Below are 16,749 nucleotides of genomic sequence, written 5' to 3' on the forward strand. Positions count from 1 at the left end.
TCGCGGCTCCAGGGCTTCTATTTTCGCCTCCATCCCTTAATGTTTGGCGAACGTGGTCAAGAGATTACCAGCGGTCTCTGGATATTTCACTACGACTATAGGTGATTGTGTTCGGTCAGCGGGGTGTCGAGGGAGGAAGTGCGAAATTCGCACGCCCTTTTAACCATCTTCCTTGTTAGCCGCCGATGGCATCGTGAAGCACGACCTCATGCACTAACTATCCCTCACCGCTGGTGGAAAACCCCGGAGACTCGTGGAGCAGTCGTCGATGGCTATCCAACGTCCCCCGCTGGGGGAGTTGTCCGTCGCCAGCCGAGACTGGAGACTTCCGGCAATGGCGGGAGTTAGCTTCCTCAAATTGTGGGCGTTGGCCAGCCCGCAGTGCGGGGCGAGGTTTTGTCACTCAACCGTGGGGGGATCATCGCAGGAAGAATATCGTTTACGTGAGAGCCTTTCATATCGCGCCCTTGTGCTTCGCGGCAGAGTTCGTCGTTGACAACACCGTGAGATAAGGGTTGTTCATAGGGATGTCATTGAACAGTCGCAGAGGGTCATTCAGCAGATAGCCATGCAGCCTGCGTGATTTGCGCGGTCCGGTGACTTCACAGGACCAGATGTTCAAGCCGTTCTCCTGCTTTCGGTGCAAGTCCAGCTTCTCGAAGCGCTTTTGCACCCACTGCCAGTCTGTCGTCTTTTCTTCTTTGGCGAAGACGGCTGACTGTGGGTGTTCCTGTGCGTAACGTTGAAACAGCCCAGGACTCACCAGGTACACGGTATCGGCTACGGTATGGACCAGAGCTTTCGCGTCATTGATGATCAGCTTGCGGCTATCAATGTGCTGGTGCAGCCAAATCATGAAGTGTTCGCCTGAGAGCCGCGTCCATGGGGCTTGCTCCTGTATGACAGATACTGGTGACGTAGCAGGCGCATTGGATTCTTGTTGAACTGGCGTTCGTTTGGGTTCGTTGTTGCCCGGTGGTGAAGGTCTAATGTGTGCGTTATCCGGCGTGGCGAACAACTCCAGTAGATCATCCAGTCCATCAGCAGGGACCGCGGTTGCGGCTGGTATCACTGGTGCGGATGAAGGCCTTCCGTTCACCGTCATCGCAGCGGCTTCGCCACTGGGCGGTATGCAGGCGGTAGACTCTATTGACGCAGCTTCTTCCTGTACGACCTTCACAGTGCCGCTAAAGGGCGAGGGCCGCTCCCCGGTTTCCCAGATTAAGGCTGGGGCCAGCCGTAGCAAGGTGAACGTATGCGACCATCCACCCTCGCTCGTGATGACTGCCTTCCAGATGGCCTTGTCATCGGCTGTTGGCTGAAGCATGCCGTGATCTTGCAGAACGTTGAATACTGCGGTGTTACTCGATGGGATGCCTTCGATGCCTTGCGAAAGCAGGTGCGCGCGCAGCTTGTCTGAGACGGTCTTGCTGACGAGCCATAAGGCGTCCTGTGTCAGCCAGCCATCTGATGCTTGGGGCTGGTTCAACCTCAGCTCCTCCTTAAGCAGGAAGCGCAGTCCCTCCAGCAGTTTGCGTTGCAGTGCGTGTTTCGGCGCGGCCATCGCCCTGGCTGGATCGCCACCCAACTCCTGAGCGACAGAGGCACGGTCGGCCTGGGTTACGAGCTCACCGAGCACGCCGGCATGTTCATATTGGCCTGCCAGCACATACAGTAACGACGACCACAGCGCGGGATAGTCGCTGAGCCAGTCCAGGATGTGACCATCAAGCAGGCGGTTGTAGAGTAGTCCGGTTGCGGCACTGTGCAGCCGGTACTCACGCTCCTTGCGATAGCGGAAGCGGTACGGATGCAACAATGGTCCGTGCCAGGGGTGCCAGGTGTTGCCGTCGGCATATTCCACATGAAGGTCGACGGCGATCTTGCCAATATCGTGCAGGAGCGCTGCGTAGGCAATGGCGGCTGTCCAGGCTTCGGCTTGTGCTACTTGGTCCTCAGGTGTTGTGCCTGCTGGAAGAAGGTGCGATTGCCGCAGCTTGAGCGCGTAGGCGACGATTTCCAGCCCGTGGTCGAGCATGCCGCCTGGATAGGCATGGTGATGGCTTTCCGACGCGGGGAACTGCTGGACCAACTCGGCGTAACGTTCCAGTGGTGCGAGATACAGGGACCTGAACTGCTTGCGTGAGAGCGAAGTACGTTGCCAGATGTGTTCTAGCAACTTCTGCCGGCGTGGGGTGGCCAGCAGCGATGCGGCCGACTCCGGCCGCGTCAGCCCCTTACCTTTTACAGCCGCTTCCGTGGGCGCCATCGGTGCCGACGCCGAGCGTTTTCGTTGGAACAGCGCGAACATGATGTCACCTGACGTTGCGGTGGATGGGAGAGCCTTTTCCTTTTACGGGTAGAGCCTTTCCCCTTGCCCCCATTCCATTGACCCTTCCCAGCCCTTTTACCTTTATCGAAGCCTTTACATGTAGCTCGGCTCGGGGAGTCGCTCTACAAGCTATCCGACACGGGGTCAGTCCTTTTTTTTTTGAGGTAAGCGCGATCCGCCTACCGGCGTCTGAAGATCTCGCCAATCTGTCTTGACGAGGAAAGGAATGTTCCTTACCATCGAAAAAACTGTCATCCAAGGAGCACGCCACGCCATGCCAGCCATTCATGAACTAGCCACGCTCACATCGAAGGGCCAGATCACGCTGCCCAAGCCGATCCGTCAGGCGTTGGGCGTCGATACCGGCGGCAAGGTAGCGTTCGACCTGGGCGAGGATGGACAGATTGTTGTCACCCGCGCGAATGCCGAGCACGAAGATCCGGCCATCGGCGCGTTTCTGAGTCTGTTGGCCCGCGATATCGAGGCTGGTCGGCATGTTCGCGGGTTGCCGGACGAACTGGCTCACGCCATGCTGATGCAGGCTGGGCGTGATGTGAATCTGACCAACGAGATTGACGGCGATGTGGCGCTCTGATGCAGCGGCACGGATGGACGCTACTCTTCCACGACTGTGTGATCGAGCAGTTGCAGAGGTTGTATACCGCCGCGCAGCGCGCGGAGCAGAATGACCCGATAGGATTTGCATCCAATGCCAACGTCAAGCTGTTCCGAGCCCTGAGCCAACTGGTGCTTGAAGTCGTTCCCGATGAGCCGGCGCGCGATGAGTACCGTCAAGGAAACACACTGGGGCCGGAATACCGCCACTGGCGAAGGGCCAAGATTGGGAGACGGTTTCGGCTATTCTTCCGTTATGACTCGAGGGCGAAAGTGATTGTCTACGCTTGGGTCAACGATGAGCAAACGCTGCGTGCATCGGGGAGCAAGTCCGATCCATATGCGGTGTTTGAGAAGATGCTGGGTCGTGGAAATCCGCCAGACGACTGGGACGCGTTGGTGACAGCCAGCCGGCAGAATTGGAGCAAACTGGAGTAATTGTTCAACGCGCTTAGCAGGTGATGACTATGAGCACAAGAACTCGCATCAGCAATGCAGAACGCTTTGGCCGCTGGCTCGGCCGCAGATGGCGTGCTTATGTGTGCAGAGAGCGGCGGGTATCGGGATGGCTGATTGGGCAAGGCGTGCCTACGTCAGCGGCGGCTGTGTTGATCTGGGGCGTCAAGCTCGCGGTACTGGCTGTGCTGCTCTATACCGCGTTCTGGCTGGCTTTGCTGCTGATATTCGGCGTGGTCATCTCCCGGGTGGCAAATAACGCAGAATTAGATGAAACGTCTGAGCCTGAGTGGAAAAACGGACCAGCCGGCTTCGGACTTTACACGTATGATGGCTATCGTATCGATCCGCACGTTCATGATGACAATTGACTACCCGCTCATTTCTTTGAAACGGCCTTCATCAATGCATTGGGTCCCTTTCCACCGGCGGCTTTTGCATCTCCTGTAGCGCCAACAAGCCCCTGAAGAATGTTCCCTGCTTGGATACCCGCCCAAGATAGCGCCATCACCCAGAAGGTTGGCAGCACAATGAACATCGTCCCCATGACGAAGTTCAGCAACAGATCGCCAAAGGCGTTGTTCAACCCCATCACTGGATCGAAATTAGTGACGGGCCGGTTCCAACCCCAGCCCGAGCCATAGAGCGCGTTGAGGATGGTGCTGTCGATCCAGCGAGCGAGCTGGAACCAGAAGTCGACGAAGAACAGCGCGAACTGGACCACGCTGACGGTGACCACGGTCTTCAGGTCGTAGGTGCCCATCAACAGCACTAGCGGGATGCAGATCACCAAGGCCATCTTCAGCAGCGACAACACCATTGGCAGGGCCTGGCGCACCACGTCCATCGCCGGAAATGCAGGAATGGCTCCCACCGCAAGACCTACGTCGCCCGCCGTGCGGGTAACGATGTTCGGCAGGGTCTTGTCGATCTGGCCACCATAGTCGGTGTAAACCGTTCCCTGATTGAGCTTCTGTTGGCGCGGGGAGGCGATCGCACGGACCACCGAGTTATCCACTTCGGCACGACTCAAGAATCCGGCCCATCCTGCCATTCGGTTGAGCAGGTTGGGGTCGACTTGGGCCAATAGCCGTGTGCGCAACCCGTTACTGCCATCGCTCCACCACTGATGACATGTTGGATAACCCGCTCCGCTCGGCACCTGTGCGAGTCCGGCGTCTCGGTTGCTATCGTAGGGCCAGCCATCACGGGGTGTCTTAGCATGGTAGGTGTCGTAGAAACCGTTGGTGTTGACGAAGTAACTGGAGCCGATCCAGGTCACGTCATGCATCTGTGCTTCATCCAGTTCCGGTCGACTCATGAACAATTTCGCCCTGGCGGGTCCATAGCAGTCGTGGGTGAAGTCCGCCACGTCCTGTGCGAGGAGGGGGTCGTCAATGCGCGTAGTGTTGATGTCCATCCTCATTTGTCGCAGATCTGTTCCGCACGGGATCGCCGCAACCGAGGCCCCCGTCACCGCACGCGAGAGTGCATGCATGAATGCCCACCACACCGGCACCTTGGCACTCTGGTTGTTGAGCGTGCTGAATGACTGCGACCAGCCGGTATCCGTAGGTTGCGGAATATTAACCTGGCACTGTGCCGATCGCGCCTGGTCGTACTTGATCGTGCCGAGGTCAATATCGATAAACGGGATGCCGGCGAACATCAGCACGACGATGGCCACCCAGATGCGGTTCTCGATGCGCATCGAGGACAGTACGCCCTTGTTGCCTTCGTCGGCCCCTTCAGTACGTGCTTTGAGCCATTCCTGGATAATAATGGCTATAAAGGGAATGGCGAACACGCCGCTGGAAACCAGCACCGCCCAGATGCCGTTGTGGACGATCCAGCCCACGAGGGTCAGGTAATACTCCAGATAGTCAGTGGTGAAAAGCGTCATGTTCCAGGTCTCCCGCTAGACCGCCTGCATCAGCAGGCTGGCCTCCAGTGCGACGATCGCAGTGACTCCGGCGATTTCGGTACGTAGCAGCCGGCGCTGTGTCGAGGCATCCGATTCGCGTGCCAGCAACCGACGGCGCATCCACACCCAGCCATAGACAGTCGCCCCGTAGAGGCAGAGCCGCCACAGCAGGAAGTAGCCAGCCGCGTTCGCCAGCCAGAGTTCCCAGCCGGCAATGCTGCCGACCCGATAGAGGCCAGCGATGTTGGCCGCCACTGCCAGCGCAACGAGCAGCAGCATCCATAGCAATGCCCTGGCGACGCGCCAGCGCGGCCGTAGCCATGCTGCGTTCATGGCGGGTCTCCTGGATGGGAGCGCTGTAACTGGTCGAGGCGATCCGGCACCGGGTCGCCCTCGTAGATACCACGCGAGCCTGACGCGCGCGTGCCATGGCGCTGAATGATCGTCATCGGCGAGTTGTTTGCCAGCTCGCGCCTGATCTCCAATTCGGTTTTGAGGTTGAGGATTTCGCGGTCGAGCGTGTCGCTTTCATGATTGACCGCTTCGACGGCCAATTGGTTAGCCGCGACATTGGGTTCTTTCTTGCCGGTCAATAGTGTGCGCTGCAGCAGCAGAGCCTTTTCCAGTACCGACGCCAGCGCTACCTCGGACGCTAGGCGGTGGGCGAGGACATCTTGGTCGGGTTCATCGCGCAGCGCTTCGATCACGCCGCGGGTAACCGGCAAGGATGTACTGCCGGCTGCACGCAAGTTCTCAGCGGTGGTATGGCGGGCGCCGCTGATCAATTCCTGCAGCGTTTCCAGCTTGGCCTCGTACTCTTCCTGAATCAGCGGCGTCAACCCGACGCCTGGCACGGTCTGGGTCTTGGTGCAGATCGCGCAGGTGCGCTGCTCCTGTTCGCCGAGCACGCGTGTGGCCCAGTCGGTGGCCGCTTGCGGCGACGACCAGGTCTGGCAGGCCAGGCTATTACAGCTCGTCGGGTCGATGGATGTTGGGTCGGTTGCACTGCGGCCATTGACCAGGTTGTAGCCGGCACGCGTTACATCGCCGATCACTTTGATCGACGGCTGGCCGGCACCGCCAGCATTGCCGCCGCCCACCCACGGCACGCCATCCTTGCCCCGGCTGGTCTCAGCCTGTTCGATGGCTGACACCGCGTCAGTGCTCGCCACCGCCTGGCGCAACGCCATCCCCTCGGCGAGCTGGCTCCAGCTCATCTGTCCGCCTGCCGTGTCGGCCATCTTCTCGGCCATCGCGCGGCAGGTCAGTTTGGAACGATCGAAATCGAGCCTGGCCTGAAGAATACCGTTGGTCAACAGGTTGTAGAGGCCGGGGTCTGCCCGCTGAATGATCAGCGCCGGCAACGACGCGACCGCGCTCGTCGCGTTCTGGATCACGCTGCTCATGATGTTCTGAAAGCCATTGGTGAGGCCGTTGAGCTGATTCTGGATCGTGGTGCTGATGTTCATGTCGCCGCACATCAGGTTGCTGTTCCAGCCCGCGCCCACACCGAGCGAATGCATGCCGGCCGCGCGGCTCATAGACACCGCGCTGCCGCCACCGATCGAATACATGAGGTCGTCGCCAATCACGCTGCCGCTGTTCTGGAAACCGTCAGTTTGGGCCGATACCAGGTTGCTGACCAGCACCAGCGCGCTGGCCAGCAGGGCCACCTGCCACCGCAACGGCAATGGGTGGAAGAGGGTGACAGGACGCTTCATTGTTTTCCCCTCAGTTGAAGTCTGTACTGCCGAGGAACGTCTGCCCGCGGCGTTCGCAACAGCTGTATGGGCGCCAAAGCGCCCAGGCATAATCACCTTGCTGGGCCTGGGTCAGCGGTTCGCTGTGGGGGAACACCGCGCAGCTGTTGGAAAGACGCGGCGTCAGCTCCTGCCACTTGCCGGTCGAGGCATTGCTTTCCTCCAGCGCTCCGGCCGGCCAGTAACCGGGCTGCGAGTTCGCGAGCAATGGCTGATAGACATGCAATTGCCCCCGCCGGGTGACGATGTCGCCGGCGCGTTGGGCGACCACGGCACCGGTCTTATAATCGTCGGTCTGATGCAGAAATCCGCCGCGCGGATAGACGGCGCCCCACAGGTTGAACGTGCTGCGCGCGCCGATCTCGCGCATGCCCGGAATCAGGGCCTCTGGGTACACGGCTTCGGGCACGTTGTAGCGCCAGGCCACGGTGTCGAGCGTGCTCAGCAGGTACGGCATGAACGCGGTGCCGGCACCTTTGCAGGCGTAACCTGAGGTGCTGGCAAATTGGCCGAACACATGACCGCCGGGATGGCCGATCACGTCGGCGTTCTTGAACTTCGCCATGTTGCTTTCATTGTCATGGTTCGTCGTGCCGTCGCCACCGGCCTGGGCCGTCACGTTGGGTGCGCTCATGGCCCGCACTTCGAGCCACGGGTTCTCACCGGTATTGGAGTAACTCGAAACCACGGCATCCGGAATGTAGTGGCGCACCTTGGTGGACGTCCGCACCGAGCAGCCGAACGGCGTGCAGAACAGCCAATAGCAGATCCCTACCACCCGGTATTCCAGGCACGATGGGGACAAAGTGGAAGACACGATGGTCGCGGTGTTGAGCGCGAACGATGACGAGGCGGTCATTAACAGAATGGTGGCGATGCCGGTACGCCGAAGCCGGGCACACTTCATGGTTGAGTCCTCCGGTAGGCCTCGATGCGTGCGATCGCCGTGGCGACGCCCGGCTCGCCATAAACTACGTAGCGTTGATCCATGACGATGGCGGGGAGAGAGGTAATGCCCAAGCTCCAGGCATCGGTCACGTCCTGGTAGGTCCTGGCCAGACGCTGCTCCAGCGCGGGGCCGCCGTGCTTGAGGCGCTGCTGTACCAAGAGTGACGCTTGCTGGACATCACTTGGAAGATCGGTCGACAGTTCGGCTTCAATACGCGCGGGTGCATCCAGCTCGATCAGTCGGTCAGGTGTACCTTGCACGGGATGTTGGCGGTCGGTGATGACCCAGATATCCATTGCACTAGCCGCAGAGGCACACAGCGCAATGGCCAAGGCCAGGCAACTGATCGGGCCGGGCGAAAGAGAACACAACATGGCGCAGCATCCGGTGGTTCATGACCTCGGTAGTGCAACGCATCGCGCTTAACGCGACAACAAACAATCGGAAAAGGGAGGTGCCCGGTTTCCATGCACCGATGAATCGCGGTATTTCGTGGACCGCAGATACCCCATCGAAAGCATCGCTTCCGATGGGGTGTTGGAGCGTCAGCAAGCTGGCGCGAGGAGGATCAGATCAATCCGTGTTCGGCGAACGAATAAGGATCGCCTTTCCCGATGATGAAGTGATCCAGCAGACGGATATCGACCTGTCCCAATATCTCCTTCAATCGCTGGGTCAACGTTTCGTCCGCCGTACTGGGTTCAGTACAGCCGGAAGGGTGATTGTGGCAGAGCACCAGAGCGGCGGCGTTATGGTCCAGGCAGCGCTTGAGCACCACCCGTGGATAGACGCTGGCGCTGTCGATAGTGCCTTGGAACAAAGGCTCGTAGGCCAGCACCTGATGCTTCGAATCGAGGAACACGGCGCCAAAGACTTCATGCGGCTGTGCTGCGATTTTCAGCTGCAGGAAATTGCGCACATCCTCCGGGCTTTGCAGCGAGGGGCCACGAGTGAACACTCGCTGCTCAAGGATGACCAACGCCTGTTCGATGATTTGGTCGTCGTCCGGTGTGCCGACGGGATTGAGTGACGCATTACCACTGATCATGGCGAGGGATGTGGACATGGGAACCTCCTTTAGGAATTGGAGGCAGCCGTCCCTGGAGGGCGGACCCTCCGGAGACAGTGACGATAGGCATCCGCCATCGCTTGCGCAGATGACCGTTCGCTCGGGGGATGCGTGGCGAACTGGCGTGCAGTCAACGCGGTCGAAACCGCGCCATAGCCTTGAAGACCGCGGGCTATCTGGGCATGTCGCCGACGACGTCGGCAGGCATTTGGTGATGAAGTTGTGCTGCGTATGGCGCCGTACCGTTGGACACCAATAGGTCCAATGCCGACAGCAACGCGTCGCCTTCGGCCGGGCCGGCCAGGGTCAGTGACTGGCCGCTGTGGTGGTCGATCAGACGCAGGGTCGGGGTGGCGCTCACGCCGCCATGGCGTGCTTCGTTGGCCTGCCCCTGGATGATGGTGTCGGGCCGCTCACTGGCGAGGCAGGCTTGCACGGTTGGGTCCTGGCCGTGGTACTCGGTGTCGGGCGGCAGGCCCTGGCCGTCGCTGCGGGTGTGCTGGTAGATCCAGGTGATGGCTTGCCAGAACGCATCATGGCCGTGGGACTCGCCGATGCATTCGGCCAGACGCGCCTGTCGAGTCGCTGCCGGCTCGTGCATGGCTAGCGGCAGGTGGTGCCATTGCAGATTCACCTCCGGGTGCTGGTCGATCCAATGCCGCAGTATGGGGTCATAGGCCTTGCAGTAGGGGCATTCGAGATCGGCGTATTCGACAATGGTGAAGCGCGCATTCATGCGTCCATAGCGCCAAGGTGGGCCGGCCGGGTGCTGGGCAGCGGTGGTGTCCGACGTGTGGGTTGACTCATGCGACTCGTCGGCCCACGACCAAAGCCAGAGCACGAGCAGGCCAGCAATCACCCACCCCAGCAGCCAGACCCCGCACGGCCACCGACGGTAGAGGAGGAAAGTGGGCGAAGGCATGGCGGAATCCTCGACGTCAATCAAACAGGTCGTAGCGCAGCGGCTCGATGCCCCGCGCTCGGTCGATCTGGTCGGCAACGCGTAGCGCGGCTTCCAGTTCACTGATGCCGTGCTGCTGCATCAACTGAAAACGTTCGGCTTTCTCTTCGGGTTCCGTCATTGCCAGCGCCAGGTACAGGCTGGGCGGTACCGCACGGAACAGCAACTCCATTGATTTTGACAAAATCACCCCCTCCGTGAATTTTCCGGCTTCCTTGCGTGCGGACAGCATCAGGGCCTTCTGCGAGGCGTTCAGTTCACGAAACCGGGCAATCTTCTCCACCTCGTCGGGCGGCATGCTCAGGCAAATCCACCACTCGATCATGTTGAGCATGGGCTCGGCGGCTTTCGGCAGGTCGTCCAGGTTCTGCGTTGCCAGCCAGTACCAGGCGCCCAGTTTGCGCCACATCTTGGTGATCTTGACCACATAGGGCGCGAGCAGCGGGTTCTTGGTGATGATGTGGCCTTCATCGGTGACATTGATGATCGGGCGGCCGAGGAACTGGTCGCGCTCGGCGATGTTGTTGACGGTGTTGATCAGCGAAATGTAGGCAATCGACAGCTGCGCGTTGTAGCCCTCGCGGGCGAACGTGGCCAGGTCGACAACCGTGATATCGGCCTCCGGCCAAGGCGTACCCGGCCTGTCGAACATCTCGCCATCGACGCCCTGGCAGAACATGTCCATCGCATCGGCCATTTCCAGCAGACGAGTACGACGTGTCTCGGGTAACGTCGAATCGCAACCGCGTTCGCGCAGCGCATTGCGTACATCACGGGTCAGTACCGTGCGTTTTTCTATCACGCAGCGATGGGCGGCCTCGAGGATGCACTGACGGATCAGGCTGCGATCGGCACGGGTCATCCTGGCTTCCTCTCTGTCCTCCCCGCCGGTGATCATCAATCGTGCGGTGATCTCCAGTTCACCCAGCACATCACGTTGCTCGTCAGCACTGGCATCGCCCTCGGCGGATTCTTCATCGAGCGCGTCGGCATCGAGTGTCTGGACCTGGCTGGGCGTGTCGACCAGGCGCCAGGCGTCGGCGAAGGGCGCAAGGCTCACGCCTGCACCGGGCGAAAGCCTGACGCGATGCACCGTCAGCCCCAGACGCGCGGCGAACTCACCGTAGAGGCCAAAGCTGTTACCGGCTTCCACGATGAACAGCCGTGGCCGGTAGATGGCGGTGATCTGGTTGAGGATGTTGTTGAGCGTGGCCGACTTGCCTGAACCGGTGGGGCCGAACAGGAACAGGTGTGCATTCATCTGGCGGTCGAGTCGGTTCAACGGATCAAAGGTGATGGTGCCGCCGCCACGGTTGAAGAAGGTGATCCCGGGGCGGCCGGTGCCGGCACTGCGCCCCCAAGTCGGTGCCAGGTTGGCTACATGCTGCGCGAACATGAGTTGGGTGTACCACTGACGCTTGTCTTTGCCCGGGTCATAGACACAGGGTAACCAACGCAGATAGCTGTTGAGCGGCGCGACTTCATCTTCTTCGCGCACCGGTTGCAGGCCTGCGTTGAGCAGGACGTTGCCCAGTTGCAGACCGCGGGTATCGAGGTCTGCCATGTCCCGACCCCGAAGGTAGAACGCCAGCGAGGCGCGATACAGCTTGTGTGCACTGCCAATCAGCCCGCGCGCCTGCTGGACGTCCTTCAATGCCTGTTCCGAGGCCAGGGTTTCACCAACTGCCTTTTTCGCCAGGTGATTCAGGTGCGCCTCAAGAATGTCCTGCGGCGTGACGACCATCGTCAGGCACATCACCGTGTCTTCGGGCATCTGATCCATCAGGGCATTGATCGCATCACCGCCCTTGCGGGTTTCACCGGTGATGTGCCCGGTGTTGGGCGGCGTGCGCAACCGGTCGACAACAACGGTCCGGTGGGGCAGGTCGTCGAAGTACCACAGGCCGTTTTCGACGTCAGAGCGGGGCTGGCCGAAAAACAGGCGCTGCGCGAAATCCGTACCACTGGCCAGTTCCAGCTCGCCGGGTTCGGACTCCGTCGGATAGGACGTGAGGCGGTAGAAGCGTTCGCGGTCGTCTAACGTGGGGCCGAGCATCGTCGGCCGCGGGTTGAACCAAAGCACCAGCCAGGCATGAATATCTGCCGCCTGCAGGCGACGGGCGCGTATGCCCGCATTGGACAGGCCGCCGAGCAGCCGGTCGCAAATGACATTCAATGCCTGCTCGGGGGATTGCCCGCGTCGGGCGGGCGTACTCCCAGCCCGCCGATATACCACCAGGCGGACGCGGCGCGTTTGGCCGCGCCAGGGTAACTTGGTGACTGTGCGGTCCTCGAACAGGCCGCCCTGCTTGGCAACGGCCCGCAGATGGTGACCGAAAAAGCGCAGGTAGAACTCGCTGAAGGCGCTGCCCTGTGCCCGTGGCTGGAGATAACTGCGCAGGGAGGCAAGGTACGGGTTCCAGTCGGTCTCGTCCTGAGCGTAGAGCTGCATCACCCAGGGCGAGTCATCCAGTTCATCGAAACTGTCCTGTAGTGCGTTTTCCAGGGCGTCGCGCGCCTGCGCAAGCCAGGCCGCCTCACGGCCCTCCGTACCGACGGGCATCAATTCAAAAAATGCCGCGACGGAGACGCCGTCTTCGAGCAGCATGCATTTTGAGTCGGACAGGTATTCGACCCAGGGCAACAGATCGGCAAACGAGGGCGCGACGTCATAAAGCGCCTGCTCGTCAGCCTGTGTGGCAGGACGCCGCCGCGTGGCACCGGGCTTGCCCGGCGTCGGAATGCCGTGAGCCTGCAGTTCGGCAACATGGCGTTCCCAGGCATCCGGCGTTGGCCTGTCTGTCTGAGTTGTCTCAGGTACGCGGGAAAATGGCCAGCGCATCAGTAGTTCTCGACCCGTTCACCGGGCATGGCGTACTGGACCCGCTGGTACAGGGGAAAGACGGTCGTGTACCCGGGAACGGGAGCGGGATCAGTGCCTGCCAGATGGGGGAAGACGTACATCACAAGGTCTGGATTGGGCAGGCGGTGGAACTGCCGGTAGATCTCGTTCTGCGCGGTGCGGGTATAGCTTGCGTTGACAGTCGGCGCCGCGTTCACATCGTCTTGCGTGAGTGACCGACGCAGCGACTGCCGGGCGTCCAGCAACTGCTGGGCACTCTGCCCGCCACGCGCGGCACCGCCGGTCTCCTCGTTCCAGATATCGAGCATGGTGTTGCCGTCATGCGGCAGCATCTTTTCCTTGCTGGTCGAGCAGCCGGCCAAGGCCACGGCCACCATGAGGACCGTCAGGCCGTTAATCCAGATCCTGCGCATGGGGAGCGCCTCCTAAACGGTGATCGACGCGACGACCTTTGGGGGCGTAGTCGATGCTGAGGGGTTGTTCGAGATGGACGGCGACCTGGGCACCGGGCTTGACGTAGACGGCTGCGAAGGCCTGCCCGTAGAGCTTGTTCACCCACTGCGACATGTCCTGCACACCGCCCGCGAGGATGCGGCCCACCGCTTCGTTGCCGGTAATACCCACGGTGCCCATTGAACCGTTGTTGTTAGCCACCACAGCGACGCTGTCGTTGTCCGATTTGATCAGCGATGCGACGCCGGCACCCGCCGCCGTAATCAGCGCCTGACTGCCGAGGTACTGCTGGGCGTTGCTGCGGCGTTCACCTGAAACGCACGGGATGCCATAGGGATCGCTGATCCAGCCCAGGCCTTCCTGGGTAGCGTTGCTGCCCCTGTTGTCCTGCTGCTGGTTGCCACCGAGCTGGCCCTCTTCGGGCACGGTGCGGATGGTGCCGTCATGGAACACGAACGTCACACTGCGGATCTGGCCGCGCACGCAGGACAGCGTCCAGTCGCCTGATGCGGTACCGCTGACCACCGCGCCGGACACCTCGGGGAGGTCGATGCCGTTGGCGGTGAGGTTGTCGGGACCAATGAGGACCTTGAACGGGTAGGGGTCATTCACCGTACCGTCCACCGGCACGCGCCCGATCAACGCAGTCATCGCAATCGAGCCCATCAGCGTTGCGTTGGTTGGCACGGTGTAAACCGGCGTTGCGGTGGACACACCCGTCGCCTTGCTGCCAGCTTCCACGACGGTCTCCCGGGTCGCTTCCAGCGTCTTCTGCGCGGGCCCGAAACGGGTGGGGAAGCTGAAGCTGTCGCGCTTGCCAGAGGCGCTACTTTTACCATCGCGCCTGGCATCGTCCGGTTCAATCCAGTGAATACCGTCACTGCCGAGTCCATCGCCGTCCCCGGGTTTCAGGCCCAGACCGATGGGAAGGTCGGCATCGCCACGCTGACTGGACAGCCCTTCGATTTGGCGCTGCAGGTCTTGCAGCAAGCCCTGAGCTTGCTGCCGCTCGCCGGAGACCTGCTCACGGTCGTTGCGCAACTGGTTGCGTTCAGTCTCCAGCGCACTTTGGATGCGCCGGTCAATTGAGCCTTCACGCTGACGCAACCGCTCGTTTTCAGACTTCTGCGTTTTGTTGTCCGCCATCGCACCCTGCAATTCGGTACGCAGTTGTTTGACCTGACCTACCAGCGTCGCCACGGTGTCGCGGGGCGTGTCGCCTTCGATACCCAATGCCTTTGCCTCTTGCGGCGTCAGCCGGGGAGTGCCGTCATTGACCGGTTGGACGTTACCGTCGGAAAACAGCTTGATCCCGACGAACACCAGCAAGAGCGCCATGGGCACCATCAGCCACTTCAGCAGACCGTTACCTTTCATGACGAACTCCGTCCTTCGGGGCAGGCGTTGAGGGGGACGGCAGATTCAGCGCTGCATTGATCGGGCTGACTGCCGGCAACAGAGATTCGGCCAGGCCATGCCCTCGGGTCACCAGGTAAACCACCGAGGTGTCTTCCGGGGTACCGACAGGGCCCAAGGCTGAATGCTGAAACGTTGCGTTCGTGAAATCACCCAGCAGTTCGCGCGGATCCAGGGTGAGCCAGTAGGTCGACCTGTTGGCCAACCTGACGGCGGTCACCCACAGATCATCCAGCCGCCAGGCGGCGATGGCTCTGGCCTGAACGGGCAGGGTGGGCAGCAGCGCGTCTAGGGGCTGATGGCGGCGCAGGTTCACGCGCGTCACGCCAGGAACGGATTCGACTGTGCGCAGTGGGGCGTACAGGTGCTGCGCGGCGTAGCGGGTCAGAACCACGGGCACAGGTGTTTCACGGGCAGCACGAGGCGGGCTGGTCGTGTCGGCGCTGTCATGACTGTCCTGAGATGTCTGCGCCTCGCCGTAGCGTTGAGCAGGGCCCTCAGCCTCAACAATGCGCACGGGCTCCATCGCTGCCTGGCCTGCCCGAGCGGGCTCAGCCGCGATGTCCAGCAGGATCAGTGTCCCGTTGTCAGCATCCTGCAGTTGCAGGCGTGTTGGTTCGATGGGCTCACTGGCGCGCAGATAGAGTGCACCACCGGCACTTTGTACCCGCAGGCGTCCGGCGAGTGAAGCAGGCACACCCACGCGGACGTTGCGGTCGATGAACACGATCCGCTCCTGATCCACGACCAGGGAAACCGCCAGGGGCAGGCGCTCCCAGCGAAGGATCTCCACGGCGTGGACTGTCGGCGACAGCACAACGGTGAGCAGCAGGCTGAAGGCACAGAGCAGGTGTTTCATGGCGTCTCTCCCATAGCGCCACCCAGCCCGCCCGGCGTGGTGCTGGCAGGTGTGACGGGGTCGGGGCTGATGATGCGTTGCGGCGCGCCGCTGTAGCAGTCCAGGGCCAGGCCGAACGGGTTGCGCTCGGGGTCGACGTCCACCCGTACGACCTTGAGCGGGTAACGAACCAGCGCTCGTTTGACCTGCTCGGCGCCGTAGTACTCATCCGCCGTCACATCAAGCGTGACGATCCAATCGCGGTCGGAGACGACTTTCACCCGCTGGGCCGGGTTCTCGCCGTAGCCACGCCCCGGAATTTCATAAATGCCTCGTACCCGCTGGCGTAACTCACCTGCCGTACGGCGGTATTCATAGTCATTGCGCAGAAAGGTCTGGCAGGCGGGGGTGAAGTAGGGCGCCAGTACATGAATGTTGCGCGCATAGTCTTCGTCACCGTTGGTGGGCCAGCGCTGGAGTTGCTGCCAGATGTAGAACGAGAAGGCGTAGACGCTTTCGGGTGGCACTTCCCACCATTTCCGGGTACTGCCGGAGCGCAGGTCGGGCGGGACGTGCACGGTCAGGTCACGCGGTGCGCTCCACCAGCCGCCGCCCATCACCAAGGCGATAACAAGTAGTGCGCCAAGCCCCAGCCGCAAGGTCTTGATGTGCGACTGGAGGTGAGTGATTTCGTTCTTGAACCGGCTCACGCTGCCTTGCTCCTGCGCGTGCTCCAGTAACCCGATCGGATCACTAACGCGTGCGCGCCCACAAAAGACGCTAAGGCTGGATGACGCTGTGCAATACGCCACTGCAGTTGGCGATACAGCCAGGTATCGGGTCTGCCACGTTTCTGGCGACGCAGCATGCCTCCACCTGCAAACACCCCGGCAGCGATGCCCAGCATGATGGCCGTGGGCACGATGGCGATCGTCGAAAATACAAAGGCCAGCGGCACGCCAACCACCAGGCTGCCTGCCGCCGACAGCCCGGCGCAGATCCACAGCTCATCCGCGGTAAGGCCGCGGACGACCACGGGGTGACGGTTGAGACGGTGTGGAAGAAACACCACCGTCCCGTCAGGCCGAATGTCCTGATGCGTGCTCATGGCAT

The 16,749-nt window shown here is 61.2% G+C and carries 17 protein-coding genes; 3 read left to right on the plus strand and 14 right to left on the minus strand.

What is annotated here, in order from left to right; genetic code table 11:
• Positions 1-454: 454 nt before the first annotated feature.
• A complete protein-coding gene (mobH, locus tag AC3WKX_RS06130; protein ID WP_057978232.1) occupies positions 455-2,311 on the minus strand; it encodes a MobH family relaxase in 1,857 nt (618 codons plus the stop codon).
• A 295-nt stretch (positions 2,312-2,606) separates the two neighbouring features.
• On the opposite strand from mobH, the gene AC3WKX_RS06135 reads away from it, so the two are divergent.
• From AC3WKX_RS06135 to AC3WKX_RS06145, 3 genes are read left to right on the plus strand one after another with little or no spacing between them, the layout of a single operon-like run.
• Positions 2,607-2,927, plus strand: a complete 321-nt coding sequence (locus tag AC3WKX_RS06135) for a type II toxin-antitoxin system PrlF family antitoxin (RefSeq protein WP_057978243.1) — start codon at positions 2,607-2,609, stop codon at positions 2,925-2,927.
• Positions 2,927-3,385, plus strand: a complete 459-nt coding sequence (locus tag AC3WKX_RS06140; protein ID WP_057978230.1) for a type II toxin-antitoxin system YhaV family toxin — start codon at positions 2,927-2,929, stop codon at positions 3,383-3,385. The genes AC3WKX_RS06135 and AC3WKX_RS06140 overlap by 1 nt, the downstream gene beginning before the upstream one ends.
• Positions 3,386-3,414: 29 nt before the next feature.
• Entirely contained in the window at positions 3,415-3,774 is a 360-nt protein-coding gene (locus AC3WKX_RS06145; protein ID WP_057978241.1) for a DUF3742 family protein, read from the plus strand.
• A gap of 8 nt (positions 3,775-3,782) precedes the next feature.
• Here the strand turns inward: AC3WKX_RS06145 and AC3WKX_RS06150 are convergent, their stop codons facing one another.
• From AC3WKX_RS06150 to AC3WKX_RS06210, 13 genes are all read right to left on the minus strand, one after another.
• Complete coding sequence (locus tag AC3WKX_RS06150; protein ID WP_057978227.1) at positions 3,783-5,306, minus strand: conjugal transfer protein TraG N-terminal domain-containing protein; 1,524 nt, start codon at positions 5,304-5,306, stop codon at positions 3,783-3,785.
• Between the two features lie 15 nt (positions 5,307-5,321).
• Complete coding sequence (locus AC3WKX_RS06155) at positions 5,322-5,660, minus strand: hypothetical protein (RefSeq protein ID WP_057978225.1); 339 nt, start codon at positions 5,658-5,660, stop codon at positions 5,322-5,324.
• Positions 5,657-7,048, minus strand: coding sequence for an integrating conjugative element protein (locus AC3WKX_RS06160; RefSeq protein ID WP_057005376.1), 1,392 nt, complete (start codon positions 7,046-7,048; stop codon positions 5,657-5,659). Before AC3WKX_RS06160 ends, AC3WKX_RS06155 begins: the two co-directional genes overlap by 4 nt.
• Positions 7,049-7,058: 10 nt before the next feature.
• Entirely contained in the window at positions 7,059-7,994 is a 936-nt protein-coding gene (locus AC3WKX_RS06165; RefSeq protein ID WP_057005375.1) for a TIGR03756 family integrating conjugative element protein, read from the minus strand.
• Entirely contained in the window at positions 7,991-8,410 is a 420-nt protein-coding gene (locus tag AC3WKX_RS06170; RefSeq protein ID WP_057005374.1) for a TIGR03757 family integrating conjugative element protein, read from the minus strand. Before AC3WKX_RS06170 ends, AC3WKX_RS06165 begins: the two co-directional genes overlap by 4 nt.
• Positions 8,411-8,604: 194 nt before the next feature.
• A complete protein-coding gene (radC, locus tag AC3WKX_RS06175) occupies positions 8,605-9,084 on the minus strand; it encodes a RadC family protein (RefSeq protein WP_231990967.1) in 480 nt (159 codons plus the stop codon).
• Between the two features lie 193 nt (positions 9,085-9,277).
• The gene (locus AC3WKX_RS06180) at positions 9,278-10,027 is read right to left on the minus strand and encodes a DsbA family protein (protein ID WP_057005372.1); all 750 of its coding nucleotides are present in this window, start codon (positions 10,025-10,027) and stop codon (positions 9,278-9,280) included.
• Positions 10,028-10,043: 16 nt separating this feature from the next.
• Positions 10,044-12,908 carry a conjugative transfer ATPase gene (locus AC3WKX_RS06185; RefSeq protein ID WP_057978224.1) on the minus strand — a complete coding sequence of 955 codons (2,865 nt, stop codon included), beginning with the start codon at positions 12,906-12,908 and terminating at the stop codon, positions 10,044-10,046.
• Positions 12,908-13,342 carry a TIGR03751 family conjugal transfer lipoprotein gene (locus tag AC3WKX_RS06190; RefSeq protein ID WP_057978221.1) on the minus strand — a complete coding sequence of 145 codons (435 nt, stop codon included), beginning with the start codon at positions 13,340-13,342 and terminating at the stop codon, positions 12,908-12,910. The genes AC3WKX_RS06185 and AC3WKX_RS06190 overlap by 1 nt, the downstream gene beginning before the upstream one ends.
• Positions 13,323-14,759: a TIGR03752 family integrating conjugative element protein gene (locus AC3WKX_RS06195; protein WP_057978220.1), complete on the minus strand. Its 1,437-nt coding sequence runs from the start codon at positions 14,757-14,759 to the stop codon at positions 13,323-13,325. Before AC3WKX_RS06195 ends, AC3WKX_RS06190 begins: the two co-directional genes overlap by 20 nt.
• A complete protein-coding gene (locus AC3WKX_RS06200; protein ID WP_057978218.1) occupies positions 14,749-15,657 on the minus strand; it encodes a TIGR03749 family integrating conjugative element protein in 909 nt (302 codons plus the stop codon). The genes AC3WKX_RS06195 and AC3WKX_RS06200 overlap by 11 nt, the downstream gene beginning before the upstream one ends.
• A complete protein-coding gene (locus AC3WKX_RS06205) occupies positions 15,654-16,346 on the minus strand; it encodes a PFL_4703 family integrating conjugative element protein (protein ID WP_048350987.1) in 693 nt (230 codons plus the stop codon). The genes AC3WKX_RS06200 and AC3WKX_RS06205 overlap by 4 nt, the downstream gene beginning before the upstream one ends.
• Positions 16,343-16,744 (minus strand): TIGR03750 family conjugal transfer protein, encoded by a 402-nt coding sequence (locus AC3WKX_RS06210; RefSeq protein ID WP_028622317.1) that lies wholly within the window; start codon positions 16,742-16,744, stop codon positions 16,343-16,345. The genes AC3WKX_RS06205 and AC3WKX_RS06210 overlap by 4 nt, the downstream gene beginning before the upstream one ends.
• Positions 16,745-16,749: the final 5 nt, after the last annotated feature.

This window comes from Pseudomonas sp. GP01-A4 (assembly GCF_058780865.1).